This is a genomic window from Streptomyces olivochromogenes (assembly GCF_021538895.1).
GTDB lineage: Bacteria > Actinomycetota > Actinomycetes > Streptomycetales > Streptomycetaceae > Streptomyces > Streptomyces olivochromogenes_A.
This window is the reverse complement of record NZ_JADDRL010000002.1, coordinates 198,686-217,971: the sequence shown is the minus strand read 5'-3', so window position 1 is coordinate 217,971 and position 19,286 is coordinate 198,686. Positions and strand designations below refer to the sequence as shown.

The 19,286-nt window shown below is 69.5% G+C and carries 16 protein-coding genes; 8 read left to right on the top strand and 8 right to left on the bottom strand.

Features of this window, described 5'->3' with window-relative positions; translation table 11 throughout:
• Nucleotides 1–109 precede the first annotated feature (109 nt).
• From IPZ69_RS02010 to IPZ69_RS01995, 4 genes are all read left to right on the top strand, one after another.
• A complete protein-coding gene (locus tag IPZ69_RS02010) occupies nucleotides 110–721 on the top strand; it encodes a Uma2 family endonuclease (RefSeq protein WP_235451860.1) in 612 nt (203 codons plus the stop codon).
• The gene (locus tag IPZ69_RS02005) at nucleotides 718–984 is read left to right on the top strand and encodes a hypothetical protein (RefSeq protein ID WP_374292593.1); all 267 of its coding nucleotides are present in this window, start codon (nucleotides 718–720) and stop codon (nucleotides 982–984) included. Before IPZ69_RS02010 ends, IPZ69_RS02005 begins: the two co-directional genes overlap by 4 nt.
• A 230-nt stretch (nucleotides 985–1,214) precedes the next feature.
• On the top strand, nucleotides 1,215–1,820 hold the full coding sequence (locus IPZ69_RS02000; RefSeq protein WP_235451868.1) for a hypothetical protein: 606 nt from the start codon (nucleotides 1,215–1,217) through the stop codon (nucleotides 1,818–1,820).
• A 401-nt stretch (nucleotides 1,821–2,221) separates the two neighbouring features.
• Nucleotides 2,222–3,676 (top strand): FG-GAP-like repeat-containing protein, encoded by a 1,455-nt coding sequence (locus IPZ69_RS01995; protein WP_235451859.1) that lies wholly within the window; start codon nucleotides 2,222–2,224, stop codon nucleotides 3,674–3,676.
• Nucleotides 3,677–3,748: 72 nt separating this feature from the next.
• Here IPZ69_RS01995 and aspS read toward each other — a convergent pair whose 3' ends face one another.
• The 4 genes from aspS to IPZ69_RS01975 form a co-directional block, all read right to left on the bottom strand.
• On the bottom strand, nucleotides 3,749–5,512 hold the full coding sequence (gene aspS / locus IPZ69_RS01990; RefSeq protein WP_235451858.1) for an aspartate--tRNA ligase: 1,764 nt from the start codon (nucleotides 5,510–5,512) through the stop codon (nucleotides 3,749–3,751).
• Between the two features lie 313 nt (nucleotides 5,513–5,825).
• Nucleotides 5,826–6,857: an AI-2E family transporter gene (locus IPZ69_RS01985; protein ID WP_235451857.1), complete on the bottom strand. Its 1,032-nt coding sequence runs from the start codon at nucleotides 6,855–6,857 to the stop codon at nucleotides 5,826–5,828.
• Nucleotides 6,858–7,032: 175 nt separating this feature from the next.
• Complete coding sequence (locus tag IPZ69_RS01980) at nucleotides 7,033–8,010, bottom strand: pirin family protein (protein WP_235451856.1); 978 nt, start codon at nucleotides 8,008–8,010, stop codon at nucleotides 7,033–7,035.
• Between the two features lie 254 nt (nucleotides 8,011–8,264).
• On the bottom strand, nucleotides 8,265–8,729 hold the full coding sequence (locus IPZ69_RS01975; RefSeq protein WP_235451855.1) for an SseB family protein: 465 nt from the start codon (nucleotides 8,727–8,729) through the stop codon (nucleotides 8,265–8,267).
• Between the two features lie 142 nt (nucleotides 8,730–8,871).
• Here IPZ69_RS01975 and IPZ69_RS01970 point away from each other — a divergent pair, with 142 nt between their 5' ends.
• The 4 genes from IPZ69_RS01970 to IPZ69_RS01955 all read left to right on the top strand — a co-directional run bounded on the left by IPZ69_RS01970 (nucleotide 8,872) and on the right by IPZ69_RS01955 (nucleotide 14,287).
• Nucleotides 8,872–10,698: an acyl-CoA dehydrogenase gene (locus tag IPZ69_RS01970; protein ID WP_235451854.1), complete on the top strand. Its 1,827-nt coding sequence runs from the start codon at nucleotides 8,872–8,874 to the stop codon at nucleotides 10,696–10,698.
• Nucleotides 10,699–10,887: 189 nt separating this feature from the next.
• On the top strand, nucleotides 10,888–12,186 hold the full coding sequence (locus IPZ69_RS01965; protein WP_235451853.1) for a M18 family aminopeptidase: 1,299 nt from the start codon (nucleotides 10,888–10,890) through the stop codon (nucleotides 12,184–12,186).
• Nucleotides 12,187–12,317: 131 nt separating this feature from the next.
• Entirely contained in the window at nucleotides 12,318–13,952 is a 1,635-nt protein-coding gene (locus tag IPZ69_RS01960; protein ID WP_235451852.1) for a DUF4198 domain-containing protein, read from the top strand.
• A gap of 80 nt (nucleotides 13,953–14,032) precedes the next feature.
• On the top strand, nucleotides 14,033–14,287 hold the full coding sequence (locus IPZ69_RS01955; RefSeq protein WP_235451851.1) for a DUF6458 family protein: 255 nt from the start codon (nucleotides 14,033–14,035) through the stop codon (nucleotides 14,285–14,287).
• Nucleotides 14,288–14,296: 9 nt separating this feature from the next.
• Here the strand turns inward: IPZ69_RS01955 and IPZ69_RS01950 are convergent, their stop codons facing one another.
• From IPZ69_RS01950 to IPZ69_RS01940, 4 genes are all read right to left on the bottom strand, one after another.
• Nucleotides 14,297–16,144 (bottom strand): NHL domain-containing thioredoxin family protein, encoded by a 1,848-nt coding sequence (locus tag IPZ69_RS01950; RefSeq protein ID WP_235451850.1) that lies wholly within the window; start codon nucleotides 16,142–16,144, stop codon nucleotides 14,297–14,299.
• Nucleotides 16,145–16,596: 452 nt separating this feature from the next.
• A complete protein-coding gene (locus IPZ69_RS01945) occupies nucleotides 16,597–18,141 on the bottom strand; it encodes a recombinase family protein (protein WP_235451849.1) in 1,545 nt (514 codons plus the stop codon).
• A gap of 42 nt (nucleotides 18,142–18,183) precedes the next feature.
• Complete coding sequence (locus IPZ69_RS46830) at nucleotides 18,184–18,306, bottom strand: hypothetical protein (RefSeq protein ID WP_268834134.1); 123 nt, start codon at nucleotides 18,304–18,306, stop codon at nucleotides 18,184–18,186.
• Between the two features lie 82 nt (nucleotides 18,307–18,388).
• Complete coding sequence (locus IPZ69_RS01940; protein WP_235451848.1) at nucleotides 18,389–19,246, bottom strand: calcium-binding protein; 858 nt, start codon at nucleotides 19,244–19,246, stop codon at nucleotides 18,389–18,391.
• Between the last annotated feature and the right edge of the window lie 40 nt (nucleotides 19,247–19,286).

Here is a 19,286-nt window from a genome sequence, read left to right as displayed (position 1 = left end):
TCCCCCACCCCCGGCCGCTGCCGCGACTGCCGATCCGATCTCCTGGAGGCCGCCTAGCATGAAGGCGACGATCCTTGCCCCTGGGCACAGACGACGAGGAGCGAGCGCCATGACCATCGCCCCGGACAACGCGCGGCAGGGCGCCTCCCACCTCTACCGGGCCATGCGGGAGTTCGTGCATTCCACGGACGACACCCTTCCCGGCAAGTTCGAGATCACCAAGGAAGGGATCGTCCTCGACATGATGTCGCCCTCGAAGCCGCACGAGCTCACCGTGCTGCGCGTCCGGCAGCGTCTGGAGAAGGTGATGCCGGAGGCTCTGGTGGCTCACACGGGGGAACCCGACGTCGAGGACGAACCCGAGGGGGTCATGCGCCGCCCCGATGTGATGGTGATCAGCGAAGCGGAGATGGAGGGGGACGGTTCCTTCGAACCCCGCTCGCTCATCGCCGCCGTCGAAATCGTCTCGCGCTCCAACCCGGACAACGACTGGGTCTCCAAGATGCGCGACTACCCCCTGATCGGTGTCCCCGTCTACGCGGTCTTCGACCCCCGTACCGGCACCGGCGCCGTCCTCACCGACATCCATCCCACCCCCGACGGCCCCCGCTACGCCACCCGCAAGGACTTCGTCTACGGCGAGGACGTCACCATCGCCGACTGGACGATCTCCACCCACAATCTGCCGCGTTACGAAGTCGGGACGGGGGAGCAGCAGTGAGCCCCGCCCCGGACGTAGGGCGCCTCCTCCTCATGAGGGCCGACGCCTTTGCCAAAGCCGTCGAGTGGCAGTCGCTGAGCCCCGTGCAGAGCTGGGTCCTCATCTGGGCCAGGGATATCGAGATCGCCCGCCGCCCCGACCTGTCCTCCCGCTTCGCTCAGGCGCAGAGCACGCTGGAACACGAGGACCCTGCCACCGCACAGGAAGCTCTGCGGCAGCTGAGCGCCGTCCTGGACGAGGCCATGACGGCAGTACGCGGTTGAGCTGGAAGTGGCGAGGCGGCTTACGCCTCCTCAGTCGCCGCCCCGCCCGCAAAGGTCGCCGCGCCCGCACGGCCCCGTCGGAGATCCGGTACCGCGCCCGGCCACTAGGCTCCAGCCCTACGACCGCACCTCCCCCGGGCCACCGAGTGAACCTCCCCGCATCCCTTGCCGCGCACCTTCCCGAACCCCATCGGCGTCTCCTCGCCGACGTCCCGGCCGTGGCCGACCGCATGGCCCTGGCCGGCGGATACGCCCTTCAGGCCCACGGCCTGCTCGAACGCGCCCACGCGAACGTGGACTTCGCGACGGAGAGCGCCGAGCCGATGCCCCGCATCGCGGCCGCGCTGCACGACGCGCTCGTGTCCCGGGGCCGCGAGGCGACCGTCCAGGACGTGGATCCCCTCTCCGCCCATCTGACGGTCACGGATCCGCCGACCGGCACCACCGTTTCCCTGGGCCTCCACAAGGAGACCTTCTGGAGCCCGCCCCTCCTGACCTCGTACGGCCCGACGCTCTGTCCGGAGGACGCGGTGGGCACCAAGATCCGGGCCCTGTACGACCGGGGCCTGGCGGTCGACCTGATCGACGCGCGGGCGGCGGCGTCCCGTTTCTCCCTCCCCGACCTGGAGGAGCTGGCCCGCCGCCACGTCCGCGACGAGTTCGACCTCCCCACCCTCCGGACCCGCCTGGAGGGCACGGACTACTACCCGGACACGGCCTTCACGGCCTACGGCCTGGCGGACGACGAGATCACCGCCCTGCGCGCCTGGGCCCAGGCCTGGTCGACGGACATCGCCGAGCGACTGCTGGAGGAGGGGGCGTCCCCGGACGACTGACCCCGGGGCGCCCCCTCGTCCGTAACTACGACGCCGACGCCGATGCCACCGGCGATGTCTCCGACGCCCTGGGGCGGGGCGCGTACCGGCCGTCGCGTTCGCGGCGAACGCACCGCCGCCGAGTCCCGCCGCGGCGACCGCGCCCGCGCCGACGGCGATCACCCGACGACGTGTCAACGCGCCTGATTTCTTGTCCTGTTGGGGTTCCTCATGGGCTGTCATGCGCCTGGAAGGTAGGCAGGAACCCTGTCACTGAGCTGAGAAAACGGCCCAGTTGCGCAGTCGCGCGCGAAAGGGGCCGGAAATCGACGGTGCCAAGTGTTCACGAAACCCCTTTACACTCCGCCGCGTGACGTCGGCGCACGCCTGATGCGCCTGGGGCCGAGGGGAGTCACATCATCATGAACAGACGTGTGTCCAGACGGAGTTGGACATCCGCCACCGTCCTGCTCGCCGGGCTGCTGAGCGCCTCTCTGTTGTCGGCCGCCCCGGCAGGCGCGGTGCACGGAGCGGTGCCGGGCGACTTCAACGGCGACGGCTACCGTGACGCGATCCTGACCGCGCCGGGCGCGAACGTCGCCGGACAGGAGGCGGCCGGTGCGATCGTCGTGCTGTACGGCTCCAGGTCGGGGCTGTCGGCGACCCACCGCAAGACCATCACGCAGAACACCCCCGGGGTTCCGAGCCAGGCGGAGCCCTACGACCGGTTCGGCGCCGCCACCGCCACGGCCGACCTCAACCGGGACGGCTACGCCGACCTGGTGGTCTCGGCACCGTACGAGGACACCGCCGACGGCAAGGACACCGGGCTGCTCACGGTCCTGTGGGGCAGCAAGGGTGGTCTGACCAGCGCCACCGAGCTGCCGACCACCGGTCTCGGGGGCGGGCGCGGATCCCACTACGGCACCGACCTCGCCGCGGTCGGCCTCGGTCCGGGCAACAAGACACAGATCATGGTCGGCGGAGCGGGAGCGGTCCCGGTCGTCTACTTCGCCGGACCGTTCAGCCGCACCGGCAGGTACGGCAACCGCTGGACCAACTTCGACCCGGGGGCCTCGGCCTTCGAAAGCGTCTCCCTCGGCGACTTCGACGGCGACGGCACGCCGGACGCGGCCGCCACCAGCTCCCGCATCGAGGGCCTGAGCGGCGGCTATGTGTTCGCCCCGCCGGGGAAGCTGGCCGAGCAGACGGAGGGCAACGGCCTGATCACGGCCACCGGTGACGTGAACGGCGACGGCTACGACGACCTCGTGGTCGGCGACCCCGACGAGCCCACGGTCCGGGGCGAGGACGGCGCGCTCGGCGGAAGGGTGCTCGTCTACTACGGTGCCGCGCCGGGGGGCATCGGCATCTCCGACAAGCCCGTCGAGCTCACCCAGAACACCCCCGGAGTCCCGGGCACCAGCGAGAGCCACGACGCCTTCGGCGGCGGCCTGACGGTGGCCGACCTCAACCAGGACGGCGTCGACGACATCGTCGTCGGCACCCCCTACGAGGGCGTCGCCGGCAAGAACCGCTCGGGCGAGGTGACCGTGATCCCCGGCCGGAAGACCGGCGCGCTGGGCGCGGGTTCGTACGCGTTCAACCAGTACACGGCGGGCATCCCGGGCGGCAACGAGGTCGACGACTTCTTCGGTACGACCGTCTCCGCCGGGGACGTCAACGGCGACGGCAAGCCCGAACTGTTCATCGGCGCGGCCGGCGAGAACAACTCCACCGGCGCCGTCTGGGTCCTCCCCGGCTCCGCCACCGGCCCGAAGGCCGGCGGCAGCCATGTCTTCACGGCGGCCTCGGTCAACCTCACCCAGCAGAACGGCACACTGCTCGGCGGCAACGGCCTGCTCTGGGTGATCTAGCACCCCGCAGGGCGTACGGCCGAGCGAAAGGGGCCGGAAACCGGTATCGGTTTCCGGCCCCTCAAGCCGTTCTTACTTCGGCTGCGGCTTGCGCACCGTGAGGTGCAGCTCCTTCAGCCGGATCTCCTCCAGCTCCGTCGGCGCGCCCATCATCAGGTCCTGGGCGTTGCCGTTGAGCGGGAAGGCGATGGTCTCGCGGATGTTCGGCTCGTCGGCCAGCAGCATGACGATGCGGTCGACGCCCGGGGCGATGCCGCCGTGCGGCGGGGCGCCGAAGCGGAAGGCGCGGAGCATGCCCGCGAACTTCTCCTCGACGGTCTCCCGGTCGTAGCCCGCGATCTCGAAGGCCTTGAGCATGATCTCCGGCTCGTGGTTCCGGATCGCGCCGGAGGACAGCTCGACGCCGTTGCAGACGATGTCGTACTGCCAGCCCAGGATGTCCAGCGGGTCCTGGGTCCGCAGGGCCTCCAGGCCGCCCTGCGGCATGGAGAAGGGGTTGTGCGAGAAGTCGATCGCGCCGGTCTCCTCGTCCTTCTCGTACATCGGGAAGTCGACGATCCAGCAGAAGCGGAAGACGTTCTCCTCGAAGTGGCCGGCGCGCTTGGCGGCCTCCACCCGGACCGCGCCCATGATCTTCGAGACCTCGTCGAACTCGCCCGCGCCGAAGAAGACGGCGTGGCCGGCCTCCAGCCCGAGGCGCTCGGTGAGGACCTTGACGTTCTCCTCGGTCAGGAACTTCGCGATCGGACCGGTCAGCGAACCGTCCTCGGCGACGCGGACCCAGGCCAGGCCCTTCGCGCCGAGCGAGACCGCGAAGTCACCGAGCTGGTCGAAGAACTTGCGGGGCTGGTCCTGGACGGCCGGGACCGGCAGCGCGCGCACGTGCTTGCCGGCGAAGGCCTTGAACTCCGAGCCCTCGAAGATGTCCGTGATGTCGACGAGCTCCAGCTGGGCGCGCAGGTCCGGCTTGTCGGAGCCGTACTTGAGCATCGCCTCGCGGAACGGGATCCGCGGGAACGGCGAGGTGACGTGGCGGCCGCCGCCGAACTCCTCGAAGAGCTCGGTCATCAGCTTCTCGACGGGCTGGAAGACGTCCTCCTGCTCGACGAAGGACATCTCGATGTCGAGCTGGTAGAACTCGCCCGGCGAGCGGTCCGCGCGGGCGTCCTCGTCGCGGAAGCAGGGCGCGATCTGGAAGTAGCGGTCGAAGCCGGAGATCATCAGCAGCTGCTTGAACTGCTGCGGCGCCTGCGGCAGGGCGTAGAACTTGCCCGGGTTCAGACGGGAGGGGACCACGAAGTCGCGGGCGCCCTCGGGGGAGGTGGCGGACAGGATCGGCGTCGCCATCTCGTTGAAGCCGAGCGCGGTCATCTTGTGGCGGATCGCGGAGATCACGGCCGTGCGCAGCAGGATGTTGCGGTGCATGCGCTCGCGGCGCAGGTCAAGGAAGCGGTACTCCAGGCGCCGCTCCTCGTTGACCCCGTCCTCGGTGTTGATCGTGAAGGGCAGCGGGGCGGCGGCGCCGAGCAGCTCGACCTCTGAGACCTCGACCTCGACCTCACCGGTGGGGAGGTCAGGGTTCACGTTCTCTGTTCCACGTGAAACAACGCGGCCGTCGACGCGGACCGTGGACTCCTTGGAGAGCTTGTCCAGGGCCTCGTACGCGGGCGTGCCGGGGCGGGCGACCAACTGCGTGATGCCGTAGTGGTCGCGCAGATCGATGAAGAGGATGCCGCCCAGGTCGCGCCGATTGTGCAGCCAGCCGCTCAGCCGGACGTCGGTGCCGACGTCAGAGGCGCGGAGCTCGCCGCAGGTGTGGGACCTGTACCGATGCATCGTCGTTCATCCAGTCTTCGCGGATCGGGGAGTCACCGGGGTCGCACCCCCCGGCTCTCCGGGCGCGGACACGGCCCGGACCTCCCAAGCGTACCGGGCACCCCAAGATCGGCTCCCCACCATTAGCTCCGCGGGCCAACGGTGGCACTCTTCGATCACCTCTTCTTAAAGCAGGGCAATGCGCACTGGCGAGCCTCTGCCCGCCGTAGGGGACGTCCTCGCCTCCCTCGCGACCGGCCTGTGGCACTGGGACACCGCCACCGGGCTGGTCACCGTGGACGCGGTTCGAGCTGTACGAGAAGGACTGAGCCGGCTACCGCGTCTCGTACCGCGCCCTGAGCTCGTGCACCACCCCGAACGCCGCCGCGGTCAGCGGTACCGCCAGCAGCATCCCGACGATCCCGGCGACGGACGCCCCGGCCGTGATCGCCAGCATCACCACCGCCGGATGCATCTGCACGGTCCGGCTCTGGATCATCGGCTGGAGTACGTGCCCCTCCAGCACCTGTACGGCGACCACGACCCCGAGCGCCCACAGCGCGATGACGAACCCGCGGTCGGCGAGCGCGACCAGCACGGCCACCGCGCCGGAGAGGAAGGCGCCGAGGTAGGGGATGTAGGCGCCGACGAAGACGAGCGCGCCGAGGCCGGGCGCGCCCGGCACCTGGAGGACGAGCAGCCCGATCGTGATGCAGACGGCGTCGATGAACGCGATGACCGTGGTGCCCCGCATGAACCCCTCGACGGCCTGGAAGGCCCGGCGCGCCATGGCCTCCAGGGCGTCGCCGGTGTCGCCCGGCGCCGCGGACCGCAGCACCTCGGCGGCGCGGTGGGAGTCGCGCAGGAAGAAGAAGACGAGCAGCAGCGCGAGGACGGCCATGGCGATGGTCTCGCCGGCCACGCTGACCCCGCTGATGACGTTGGAGGCGGCCGTCGCGCCGAACTTGCTCAGCAGCTCCCGGGAGTTCTCGGCGAGGTCGTCGAGGGAGGTCCCGGCGGCCCCGAAGTGCACGGCGACGGCCCGCCCGGCGCTGCGCAGCGAGGCGATGATCTGGTCCCCGTTGTCGACGAGCGCGGCGACGACGATGTACACGGCCCCGCCGACGACGGCGACCACGGCCACGCAGGTCAGCCCGGCGGCCAGCGACCGTTGCACGCCGACCCCGACCAGCCGCCGGTACAGGGGTCCGAGCAGGGCGGTGCCCAGCAGCGCGAGCAGCACGGGTGTGATGGCCGTACGAAAGGTCACGCACAGCCGGACCCCGACGTACACGACCCCGGAGACGAGCAGGGCCACCACGCACCAGGCGGCGAGGCGGCGGACGGGGTCGGGCAGCAGCTGCACCCCTCCAGCCGATCACGCGCCGGGCACACCTGTCCTGCGCGCACGGCCGGGCGGGTGACACGCGGCCGGCGGGTACGGGTCCGGGTACGTCAAGAGCCCCGTCCGGCGCCATTGACGGACGGGGCTCTGCTCTGGGGGGCCGCGGTCCTCCGAGGAGGTGCCGCGGCCCTTCGGGTCAGGCCCCCGGCCCGCTCCCGGTCATCCCGTGCACCGCCGGGATCGTCCCGAGGCGGCCCTTCTGGAAGTCCTCGAAGGCCTGCTGGAGCTCGTCACGGGTGTTCATGACGAAGGGACCGTAGTGGGCCATGGGCTCACGGATCGGCTGTCCGCCCAGCAGCACGACCTCCAGGTCCGGCGTGTGGGAGTCCTGCTTCTCGTCCGCGCGGACGGTCAGCGAGGAGCCGCTGCCGAAGACGGCGGTCTGGCCGAGGTGGATCGGACGGCGGTCGGTGCCGACGGAGCCGCGGCCGGCCAGGACGTACGCGAGGCCGTTGAAGTCCTCGCGCCAGGGCAGGGTGAGCTCCGCGCCCGGGGCGAGGGTGGCGTGGATCATCGTGATCGGGGTGTGCGTGATACCGGGACCGCTGTGCCCGTCCAGCTCACCGGCGATGACGCGGATCAGCGCGCCGCCGTCGGGGGAGGTGAGCAGCTGGACGTTGCCGCCGCGGATGTCCTGGTAGCGCGGGGCCATCATCTTGTCCTTGGCCGGGAGGTTCACCCACAGCTGCAGACCGTGGAAGAGACCTCCGGACATGACCAGGGACTCCGGCGGGGCCTCGATGTGCAGCAGGCCGGAGCCGGCCGTCATCCACTGGGTGTCGCCGTTGGTGATGGTGCCGCCACCGCCCTGCGAGTCCTGGTGGTCGAAGGTGCCGTCGATGATGTACGTCACGGTCTCGAAGCCGCGGTGCGGGTGCCACGGGGTGCCCTTGGGCTCACCCGGCGCGTACTCCACCTCGCCCATCTGGTCCATCATGATGAACGGGTCGAGATGGCGGTAATTGATTCCGGCGAACGCCCGGCGCACCGGGAAGCCCTCGCCCTCGAAACCGCTCGGCGCGGTCGTGACGGCCAGCACGGGACGTGCGACGGCGTCGGCCGGCGCGGTCACACGGGGCAGCGTCAACGGGTTCTCGACGGTCACTGCAGGCATGGTTCCTACCTCCTTGTGCGCCCACTTTAGTTGAGCGTTGAACTTTCTGCCACCCCCAACAGAGAAAGCCCGGAGGACATTCCCTCCGGGCCGCACGGGCGCGGGTGATACGAACAGGACGGTTTACGCAGCACAGCGCCGCCGGTCACGCGGGACCGGCGGCGCCGTTTCGTTGTCGGTCACGGGGCACAGTAGGCGAGCCATCCGACCGGAAGGGGACATTCAGCCGTACGTGCGCCTAGTCGTACATGTGCCTAGCCGTACATGCGGCGCATCGCGAACTCGACCATCTGCTCGACGGCCTTCGCGTCGAACACCATCCGGTGCTCGCCCTCCATGTCCAGGACGAAGCCGTAGCCGGTCGGCAGCAGGTCGATCACCTCCGCACCGGTGAGCACGAAGTACTTGGACTCCTTGCCCGCGTACCGGCGCAGCTCCTTGAGCGAGGTGAACATCGGGATCACCGGCTGCTGGGTGTTGTGCAGCGCGAGGAAGCCGGGGTTGTCACCGCGCGGGCAGTAGACCTTCGACGTCGCGAAGACCTGCTGGAAGTCCTCCGCCGCCAGCTGTCCGGTGGTGAAGGCACGCACCGCGTCCGCGAGCGAGGGCGTCGAGGGCTCGGGGTACAGGGGCGGCTGCTGGCCGTACCCGAGACCGCCGGACTGCTGCGGCGGGGCGTACTGCTGCTGAGCGCCCAGGTTCTGGTCATAGCCGTACATGCACGCAAGCGTACTGAGTCACAGATGACCCGATCGGGGTTGCTTCTTATTACCGACGGGTAGCATCATCGGAGCTACTTGTTGGTAAGTGAACCGTCGCGAGGAACACAGTGCCTCGCCGATCTCTCAACGGAGCTGTCTCATGGGGCACTACAAGCCGAACCTCCGCGACATCGAGTTCAACCTGTTCGAAGTGCTCGGCCGCGACAAGCTGTACGGCACCGGCCCGTTCGGTGAGATGGACACGGACACCGCCAAGAGCATCCTGGAGGAGCTCACGCGCCTCGCGGAGAACGAGCTGGCCGAGTCCTTCACGGACGCCGACCGCAACCCGCCGGTCTTCGACCCGGAGACGAACACCGCGCCGGTCCCGGCGTCCTTCAAGAAGAGCTACAAGGCCTTCATGGACTCCGAGTACTGGCGCCTGGGCCTGCCCGAGGGGATCGGCGGCACCACCGCCCCGCCGTCGCTGATCTGGGCGTACGCGGAGCTGATCCTCGGCTCGAACCCGGCGATCTGGATGTACTCCTCCGGCCCGGCGTTCGCCCGCATCCTCTTCGAGGAGGGCACCGAGGAGCAGAAGAAGTGGGCTCAGATCGCGGTCGAGAAGACCTGGGGCTCCACCATGGTCCTCACCGAGCCGGACGCCGGTTCGGACGTGGGCGCCGGCCGCACCAAGGCGATCCAGCAGGAGGACGGCTCCTGGCACATCGAGGGTGTGAAGCGCTTCATCACCTCCGGTGAGCACGACATGGAGGAGAACATCCTCCACTACGTCCTCGCCCGCCCCGAGGGCGCCGGCCCCGGCACCAAGGGCCTGTCCCTCTTCCTCGTCCCGAAGTACCTCTTCGACTTCGAGACCGGCGAGCTGGGCGAGCGCAACGGCGCCTACGCCACGAACGTCGAGCACAAGATGGGCCTGAAGGCCTCCAACACCTGCGAGATGACCTTCGGCGACCGCCACCCGGCCAAGGGCTGGCTGATCGGCGACAAGCACGAAGGCATCCGCCAGATGTTCCGCATCATCGAGTTCGCCCGCATGATGGTCGGCACGAAGGCGATCTCCACCCTCTCCACGGGCTACCTGAACGCCCTGGAGTACGCCAAGGAGCGCGTCCAGGGTCCCGACCTCGCGCAGTTCATGGACAAGACCGCGCCGAAGGTCACCATCACCCACCACCCCGACGTGCGCCGCTCGCTGATGACGCAGAAGGCGTACGCGGAGGGCATGCGCGCCCTCGTCCTCTACACCGCCTCCGTCCAGGACGCGATCGCGGTCAAGGAGGAGAGCGGCGAGGACCCCTCGGCCGAGCACGCGCTCAACGACCTGCTCCTGCCGATCGTCAAGGGCTACGGCTCCGAGAAGGGCTACGAGCAGCTCGCCCAGTCGCTGCAGACCTTCGGCGGCTCCGGCTTCCTGCAGGAGTACCCGATCGAGCAGTACATCCGCGACGCCAAGATCGACACCCTGTACGAGGGCACCACCGCGATCCAGGGCCAGGACTTCTTCTTCCGGAAGATCGTCCGCAACCAGGGCGCGGCGCTCAACTCCCTCGCCGAGGACATCAAGAAGTTCCTGGCGCTCGGCACCGGCGGCGAGGAGCTGGCCGGCGCCCGCGAGTACCTCGCCAAGGCGGCCGTCGAGCTGGAGGCCATCGTCGGCCTGATGCTGACCGACCTCGCGGCCACCGAGCAGGACGTCAAGAACATCTACAAGGTGGGCCTGAACACCACCCGCCTGCTGCTCGCCTCCGGTGACGTGATCGTCGGCTACCTGCTGCTCAAGGGCGCCGCCGTGGCCGCCGAGAAGCTGGAGACGGCCTCCGCGAAGGACAAGGCCTTCTACACCGGCAAGATCGCCGCGGCGAAGTTCTTCGCGGCCAACGTCCTGCCCGGCGTCACCCTGGCCCGCAAGATCTCGGAGACCGTCGACCTGGACCTGATGGAGCTGGACGAGGCCGCGTTCTAGGGTCGTTCGTTTGGATCAGGCCGGATCAGGGAGCGGTGCCAGACCCCGCGAGCCCGGCATGATCCAAACGAGGGGCCCTAGTCCGGCACGCGTCCCCCGGGTTCCGCGACGGGCCCGCTCCCTGTTCGAGGGAGCGGGCCCTCGTCGTTCAAGGGGAGCGGGCCCCCCTCCGTCGTTAAGGTGAGAACCATGACCCAATCAGCGCGCTTCGACCGCGGCCACACCGACGACCTGATGTCCTTCCTCGCGGCCAGCCCGTCGCCGTACCACGCCGTGGCGAACACCGCCGAGCGACTGGAGAAGGCCGGGTTCCGGCAGGTCGCGGAGACGGACGCGTGGGACGGGACGAGCGGCGGCCGGTTCGTGCTGCGCGGCGGGGCGATCGTGGCCTGGTACGTCCCCGAGGACGCCGCGCCGCACACGCCGTTCCGGATCATCGGCGCGCACACCGACTCCCCCAACCTGCGGGTCAAGCCGCTGCCGGACAGCGGGGCGCACGGCTGGCGCCAGGTCGCCGTGGAGATCTACGGCGGGCCGCTGCTGAACTCCTGGCTCGACCGCGACCTGGGCCTGGCCGGCCGGCTGACCCTGCGGGACGGCTCGACCCGTCTGGTGAACGTGGACCGGCCGCTGCTGCGGGTGCCCCAGCTGGCCATCCACCTCGACCGGTCGGTGTCCTCCGAGGGGCTCAAGCTCGACAAGCAGCGGCATCTGCAACCGGTGTGGGGCCTGGACGACGACGTGCGCGACGGCGACCTGATCGCCTTCCTGGAGGAGGAGCTCGGGCTGCCGGCGGGCGAGGTGACCGGCTGGGACCTGATGGTCCACTCGGTGGAGCCGCCCGCCTACCTGGGCCGCGACAAGGAGCTGGTCGCCGGTCCGCGGATGGACAACCTCCTGTCGGTGCACGCGGGCACGGCGGCGCTGGCGGCCCTCGCGACGTCCGGGGCCGAACTGCCGTACATCCCGGTGCTGGCCGCCTTCGACCACGAGGAGAACGGCTCGCAGTCCGACACCGGCGCGGACGGGCCGCTGCTCGGCAGCGTGCTGGAGCGCTCGGTGTTCGCGCGCGGCGGCGCGTACGAGGACCGGGCCCGCGCGTTCGCCGGCACGGTCTGCCTGTCCTCCGACACCGGTCACGCGGTCCACCCCAACTACGCGGAGCGGCACGACCCGACGCACCACCCGCGGGTCAACGGCGGGCCGATCCTGAAGGTGAACGTCAACAACCGCTACGCCACGGACGGCACCGGCCGCGCGGTCTTCGCGGCGGCCTGCGAGAGAGCCGGCGTGCCCTTCCAGTCCTTCGTCTCCAACAACTCCATGCCGTGCGGCACCACGATCGGACCGATCACCGCGGCCCGCCACGGCATCCGGACCGTCGACATCGGCGTGGCGATCCTGTCCATGCACAGCGCCCGCGAGCTCTGCGGCGCCGAGGACCCGTTCCTGCTGGCCAACGCGCTGACGGCGTTCCTGGAAGGCTGAGTTCCGCCGCTCCGCCCTCCCCTCGCGAAACCGTTTGTTTTGAACCTGTTCAGAGATGGTTTCCTCAGCGTACGATGCGATTCGATTTTCAACGATCGCGTCCTGGAACAGTCTCGTGGGGGGACTCACACGTGCGAAAAAGATCCCTGGTGCTCGCCTGCGCCTCCGTCGCGGCCGGCCTGCTGCTCGGTCCCGTACCCGCCGCGCACGCGGCGGTGGCGCCGGTGCTGTACGGCGTCGGCAGCGGTGACCACCCGGGTGCCGGCCTGGTGTGGGTGTCCGCCTCGTCCGACACCGCCATCACCTCGATCACCGCGCACCTGTACGCGCCGGGCTCCGCCGCCGACGCCCCGGAGGTCACCGAGGTCAGCGACTTCACCCCGGACTCCAGCACCGGCTTCGCGCACACGTGGCGGACCACCGCCCCGCTGCGCCTGGCCGACCTCGGCACCTACCGCGTCGTGATCGACCTGACCGACGCCGACGGGGACACCACCTCGGCCGAGGGCACCTACCAGTACGAGCTCGAAGCGAACCTCACCGATCTGGCGGCCACGCCGCAGAACCCGGACTACGAGCACCAGGACGTCACCGTCACCGGCGGCTTCACCGTCACCGACCCGCGCACCGGCGAGACGACGCCCGCGGCGGGCGCGAAGGTGGACCTGGAGATCTCCAACGGGGACGACACGACCACCACGACCGGCACCGACGGCCGTTTCACCTCCGTGTACACCGTGACCAGCCCGTCCAGTGCCACCGTCAACGCCTGGCTGCGGCTGGACGATCCCTGGTACCAGTCCAGGGCCAACGAGAGCGTCGAGGTCAGGGCCGTCCAGTCGGACACGCGCGTGACCCTGGACGCCGCCGAACTGGACGTCAAGGCCGGGCAGGCGGCGAAGGTCTCCGGGACCGCCGAGGTGTACCTCGACGGGGCGTGGAAACCGCTGGCCGGAGCCACGGTGGAGGAGATCTGGTCCAACGAGTTCGGCGGCGTGGCCTCGCGGCCCGTCACCGGCGCCGACGGCCGCTTCACCGGAGAGCTGACGCTGCCGAAGTCCGGCACGGTCGAAGTGCGGGTGCTCACCGGAACGTTCCTGAAGTTCAGTGAGCTGCAGACGGTCAAGGTCTACGTCGCGCAGAAGACGTACTTCACCAACTTCACGGCGAGCCTGGACAAGTACTCCGCGCTGACCGCCAAGGGCGGCCTGAACACCGGCAGGTACCAGCCGCCGGGCGTGGTCGACAAGGTGGAGCTGCAGTACTCGGCCGACGGGAAGACCGGCTGGAAGACCATGAAGACGGTCACGCCGGGCAGCTCCGACCCCGACGCCGCCGCGCCGTTCAAGGGCACGTTCGACGCGCCCTACAAGGGCTACTACCGGGCCCACTTCAAGGGCAGCCGCGACTTCCAGGAGTCGTACAGCTACGTCGTGCACGCCACCCGCACGCCGACCCGGATCATCGACGGCAACGCCGCGCCGGAGCCGGTCCGCAAGGGCCGCACGATCACCTACAAGGGCAAGCTGCAGCACTACACCTCGGGCGTCTGGAAGGCCTACGCGGGCCAGAAGGTGAAGATGCTCTTCAAGCCCAAGGGCTCCAGCAGCTGGTACGACATGGGCAACGCGACCACCCGCACGGACGGCACGTTCAGCAAGGGCTTCACGGCGTCGAAGGACGGCACGTGGGTCGCGGTGCTGCTCTACCCGAACAGCACGCACCTGGTGAGCTCCGGACGCGAGGACTTCGTCGACGTGGTCTGAGCGGAGTCCTCCGCATGCCCGCCGCGGCCCTGGGTACCCGCCCCCGACCAAAGACACCGGACCGGAAGGAGGCGAGGTTCATGGGGCTCGGCGGGTGCATCATCCTTCTCGCCGCGGGGGCCATCCTCGCGTTCGCGACCGACTGGCACATGCAGGGCGTCAACGTCCATCTGGTCGGCCTGATCCTGATGATCGTGGGCCTGATCGGCGTCGCCACGTTCAGCGGGATCGCACGGCGCCGGCGGGTCATGGTGCCGCCGACCACGACGACCGTCGTCGAGGACGAGCGGCACCACCACCGAGGCGACGGCTACAGCGACGGGTACGGCATCTAGGACCCGTCCCTAGGCCGTCTCGCCCGCCTCGTCCCCCTCGTCCATTCCCGCCAGGACCAGCGGCAGCCGGTCCGCTCCGCCCTCGGTGAGGCGGACCGGGACGCCCCAGTCCTGCTGGTGGACGTGGCAGGCGGGGTACTCGTTGGCCGGGTCGTCGTCGCAGGAGGCGGCCATCGCGGAGATGTGCAGGACGCCCTCCGTGACCGCCGGGTTCAGCTCCAGGGTGCGGGCCAGATCCGTGTCCGCGCCCTCGCCCTTGAGCAGGAGTTCGGGCGGCGTGGAGGAGACCAGGAGGCGAGTGGACGGGCCGTAGCGCGTGTCCAGCTTCTGGCCCGCCGGGGCCTGGAAGATCACGTCCAACCGGAGCGTGCCCGGGGCCACTTCCGTCGCCGCGCGCCGGGTGCGGTGGGCGACGGACTCGACCCGCACCGCCTCCTCCGGCAGGCGCAGCCGGGTCAGGCGGTGGCGGGCCGACTCGACGACCACGATGTCGTCGCCGACCAGGACGGCGTCGCTCGGCTCCCGCAAGTCCGTGGCGAGGGTGGTGACTTCGCCGCTCGCGGGGTCGTAGCGGCGCAGGGCGTGGTTGTAGGTGTCGCAGACCGCCACGGAGCCGTCGGGCAGCGCGGTGACGCCCAACGGGTGCTGGAGCAGGGCCTGTTCGGCTACTCCGTCCCGGTGGCCGAAGTCGAACAGACCGGTGCCGACGGCGGTGTGGACCTGACCGTCGAGGTCCACCCAGCGCAGGGCGCTCGTCTCCGAGTCGGCGAGCCAGAGCCGGTCGGCGGTGGCCGCGAGCCCGGACGGCTGGGCGAACCAGGCCTCGGCGGCGGGCCCGTCGACCAGGCCCTCGTTGGTCGTCCCCGCGGCGACGGCGACGGTGCCCGCCACCGGTTCGTAGGCCCACAGCTGGTGCACGCCCGCCATCGCGATCCACACCCGGCCGCCGAAGAGCGCCACGTCCCAGGGCGAGGAGAGATCGATCTCGCGGGCCGGGCCCGAGGTCGGGGAGCCCTGCCACCACTGCCGGCCGGTGCCCGCGAGGGTGGTCACCTCCCCGGTGCCGAGGTCGAGGCGGCGCAGGGCGTGGTTGACGGTGTCGGCGACGACCACGGACGTGTCGTCGAGGAGGGCGAGGCCCTGCGGTTCGTTGAAGGACGCCCGCTCGGCCGGCCCGTCGGCGAACCCGCGCGTGCCGGAGCCGATGCGCCGTACGACGCTCTCCCCGTCCTCCTCTAGCTCCACCAGCTGATGCCGGGTGGTGTCGCTGACCAGCAGGTTCCCGGAGGGCAGCAGCAGGGCCTTGCCCGGGAAGCGCAGGGTGGTCGGCTCGGGCTCCGGCGCCACGTACGGCCCGTCGCCGCGGCGCAGGGTGCCCTTCGCCTCGTGCTCGGCCTCCAGTTCCTCGACCAGCCGCTCGATGGCGTGCACATGCCCCTCGCCGGCGTGCTGCGCGACGACGTACCCCTCCGGGTCGATCACCACGAGCGTCGGCCAGGCGCGCACGGCGTACTGCTTCCAGGTGGCGAGCTCCGGGTCGTCGAGCACCGGGTGCTCCACGCCGTACCGCTCCACCGCGTCGACGACCGCCCGGTGCTCGGCCTCGTGCACGAACTTCGGCGAGTGCACACCGATGACGACGACCGTGTCCCGGTGCTTCTCCTCCAGCTCCCGCAGCTCGTCCAGGACGTGCAGACAGTTGATGCAGCAGAACGTCCAAAAATCAACAACAACGCACTTACCTCGCAGCTCCGCGAGCGTCAGGTCCTTCCCACCCGTGTTCAGCCAGCCGCCCTTGCCGATCAGCTCGGGGGCACGGACTCGGGCACGTCGCGGGGCAGGAGAGGCAGCGTTCATGCGTCCAGGGTGCCATCCCCGTAGGTGATGGTTCCCACCGGCAGGAAGCCCGAACGCCCCTGCTCAGGGCTGATCCCAGCCGGAAACACCCACCGTACCCACCCCACATTGAGGCAGGACGGGATTCGGATCACTCGAAGCCATCGGCCGGTAGCGCGGCAGAAGCGGCAGCACACACCAGCGCGTATGAGGGCAGCACGGAGAAGCGCGGCTACGCGCTCGACCTCAGCACGGGTGCTCTGGTACTGATCCATAGGGTTCACCGCGTCGCTCCCCTGGGGCATTTCACGTGCCCGTAAATGACCAACCGCTCAAGCGACTGATTCGGCCTCATACACGCCGGGCAGGTCTCGCCGCTGGGCTCGGGGCTTAACGCCCCTTTAGAACGCTCGCTCCCGAAGCAGAAGCCAGTCAACTCGCCACATTCTCCTGCGCGGCGCCTGCCAGGATGCTCAGGTGCCGGTGCCCGGCAGCTTGGCCCAATGGATCTGGATGCGCTGCTCAGGAATGATCCGCTGCCCGCGCACTCCCTTGCTCACCTCAACCCGGTCTATGGCGAGCGATAACCGACCGCGCCGGTCTTCGTTCGTCGCATCCGCCCATGCCTCGCGCAGGGTGAGCCTGTCGAGCATCGGCGATACGTCCATGGATGGCATGGGGAGATTGCGGAGATCGGCGCGCAGCCCCTCGATGCGCCCTCTCAGGCGTTCCGAAAGCCGGTTGTAGCGTTCCACGGCTGCGGCGCCATTGAACTCGCCCCGAACGTAGCGCGCGTCCTCCAGATCAGCCAAGCGGGCTTCCTCGTCCTGGATCTCGGCAGTAAGCGCATCACGTTTCGCGAAGGTCTCCGGGTCCACGCGGTGCACCCAGCGATCTGCGATCGCGACAAGCAGCGGGTCGTTCGGTTCGAGCGCTGGGAGCTTGGTGAGGAACTGTTCCGTCACGTACTGGTCAACCGCCTCAGCCAGCGCCGACGCTCCGATGCACTGGTTGCCCGCGCGGCGAGCCATGCGCTGATAGCTGCCGCCCACACGGTGCATCCGGCGATCGCAGCCAGGAACCGCGCAGTAGACGAGTCCCGTGAGCAACGCCGTCCCCTCGGGCTTCGACCGCCGCTTTCCTGCATGCACGAACGTCCTGGATTTCAAGGTGCGGATGATCTGTTCACGCTCGCCGACCGTGATGATCCCCTCGCCGATCTCGACGGTGTCCAGCGTCTCGGGATCGCGATACGGGAAGACCCTGCCGGTGTACTTCCGCTCGCCGTCATCCGTCTCGATGCTCTCGGTCTCCGGCATCAAGCCGGCGAACGCAGGTAACCGCAGGAGCTGCATGATGCTGGCCGCGTTCCACTGCCCGCCCCTGGGCGAGAGGATCTCGTACTCGTTGAGGAGTCGGGCAATCTTGACCAACGATGTCCCGGCGAGCGCTGCATCCGCGATCAGGCGAGCGTAGACGGCATGGTCCGGGTCGTGAACGAGCTTCTTGGTCTTCGGGTCGATGAGCAGCCCGTACGGGGGCTGTCCGCCGATCCACTGGCCCTTGCTGCGCAGGTAGCGCTTCGCGTGCCCGACGCGCGTGCCGAGATTCTTCGACTCGGACCGGGCGAGTTCAGCGAGCATCGCGACGACCATGCGCGCCGAGGCGTTCGAGGTGTCAAGGCCGTCCACGACTGAGACGAGACGGCCACCGGACTTCTCGATGTCGTCCAGCACCTTGCCCACCTGGCCGATGCCCTTGCGGGAGAGGCGGTCCAGTTTCCAGACGATCAGCGTGCCGACAACCCCCGCCGTGACGGCCGCCAGCGCAGCGTCGAAGCCCTTGCGCTCAACGGTCTTGTAGCCGGAGCGCCCTCTGTCTATGTGGACCTTGCGGACGGTCAGTCCGTTGCGTTCGGCCCAGACACGGCAGTCGGCTTCCTGCCGTTCGATTGCGGTCTTGCCGTCCCGGTCGAGGGACAGGCGAAGGTAGAGGTCACAGATCGTGTCCTGGTGCACACACTCAGTGTGAACGCAAGTTCGGTGCTCTGTTGTTGATTTTCAGAAATCCAGGTCGACGATGCGTCCTCGCAGGTCGGCGAGGGTGTACTGGGTGTCTCCGGTGTTCAGCCAGCCACCCTTGCCGACAAGCTCGGGGGCGCGGACACGCGCGCGCTTTGCCATGCCCCCATCCAACCTCATCCGGCACCGGAGCAATCCGGCGGTCAGCCGTCGGCCGGTCGGGCCGGCCGTCGGTGCCGGAGCGTCACTGGTGGACCACGTTGCGGCCGGGGCCGCCGGAGAGGATGTCCCTGCCCGGCCCGCCGTACAGCTTGTCGTCCCCGCTGTTGCCGTACATCCGGTCGTTGCCGCTGTTGCCGTACATGAGGTCGTTGCCCTTGCCGCCGTTCAGCGTGTCGTCCCCGGCCCCGCCGTAGATCGCGTCGTTGCCGTCGTCGCCGTTCAGGTACTGGCCCCCGGAGCCGCCGCGCAGCACGTCGTTGCCCTTGCCGCCCATCACGATGTTGTCGCCGCCGCTCGCGGAGATCGTGTCGCTGCCGTCACCGCCCCAGGCCAGGCCCACCTTGCCCACCGAGATGGTGTCGTTGCCGGCCTGGCCCGAGACATAGGCGCCGTCGAGGCTGCCGGAGTCGGTCGCCTTGTCGTTGCCGGCGCCCAGCAGGATCTGGGCGTAGGAGTAGACCTGGTCGGTGTTGTTCTTGTAGGCGACCGTGTCGTTGCCGTCGCCGAGGTCCATGGCCAGGGCGGGGTACGGGTCCTGGCTCTCGACACTGGTGACCGTGCAGGACACCTTCGTGTGGTCCGCGCTGTCGGGGTAGGCGCAGTCGTGGCCCGCGGTGATCGGGACGACGTCGTCGATCACGTAGACGAAGCCCGTCCGGTCCGCGGTGAGCGACGCGGTGACGGTGGCCTTGTTGGTCTGTCCGGGGGCGGCCGTGTAGAAGAGCTTCCAGTCGTACTGGTTGACCTCGGCGGTCGCCGAGGACGGCGCGGCGCCGGCGGCGCCGGCCAGGCCGAGCGGAACGGCCAGGGCCGTGCCGAGGACCAGCGTCACCGTCGAGACGGCGCGTATCACCCGGCGACGGACGGGGCGAGAGGACATGGCGGAACCTCCGAAATGAATGTGCGGAGCCTTGACGACT

What these genes read in the sequence shown, in the direction of transcription:
- IPZ69_RS02010 (WP_235451860.1), top strand. Translation starts at nt 110, where the DNA reads ATGACCATCGCCCCGGACAACGCGCGGCAGGGCGCCTCCCACCTCTAC.
- IPZ69_RS01995 (WP_235451859.1), top strand. Translation starts at nt 2,222, where the DNA reads ATGAACAGACGTGTGTCCAGACGGAGTTGGACATCCGCCACCGTCCTG.
- IPZ69_RS01950 (WP_235451850.1), bottom strand. Translation starts at nt 16,144, where the DNA reads ATGAACGCTGCCTCTCCTGCCCCGCGACGTGCCCGAGTCCGTGCCCCC.
- IPZ69_RS01975 (WP_235451855.1), bottom strand. Translation starts at nt 8,729, where the DNA reads ATGTACGGCTATGACCAGAACCTGGGCGCTCAGCAGCAGTACGCCCCG.
- IPZ69_RS46830 (WP_268834134.1), bottom strand. Translation starts at nt 18,306, where the DNA reads ATGGCAAAGCGCGCGCGTGTCCGCGCCCCCGAGCTTGTCGGCAAGGGT.
- IPZ69_RS02000 (WP_235451868.1), top strand. Translation starts at nt 1,215, where the DNA reads ATGGCCCTGGCCGGCGGATACGCCCTTCAGGCCCACGGCCTGCTCGAA.
- IPZ69_RS01940 (WP_235451848.1), bottom strand. Translation starts at nt 19,246, where the DNA reads ATGTCCTCTCGCCCCGTCCGTCGCCGGGTGATACGCGCCGTCTCGACG.
- IPZ69_RS01970 (WP_235451854.1), top strand. Translation starts at nt 8,872, where the DNA reads ATGGGGCACTACAAGCCGAACCTCCGCGACATCGAGTTCAACCTGTTC.
- IPZ69_RS01955 (WP_235451851.1), top strand. Translation starts at nt 14,033, where the DNA reads ATGGGGCTCGGCGGGTGCATCATCCTTCTCGCCGCGGGGGCCATCCTC.
- aspS (WP_235451858.1), bottom strand. Translation starts at nt 5,512, where the DNA reads ATGCATCGGTACAGGTCCCACACCTGCGGCGAGCTCCGCGCCTCTGAC.
- IPZ69_RS01980 (WP_235451856.1), bottom strand. Translation starts at nt 8,010, where the DNA reads ATGCCTGCAGTGACCGTCGAGAACCCGTTGACGCTGCCCCGTGTGACC.
- IPZ69_RS01965 (WP_235451853.1), top strand. Translation starts at nt 10,888, where the DNA reads ATGACCCAATCAGCGCGCTTCGACCGCGGCCACACCGACGACCTGATG.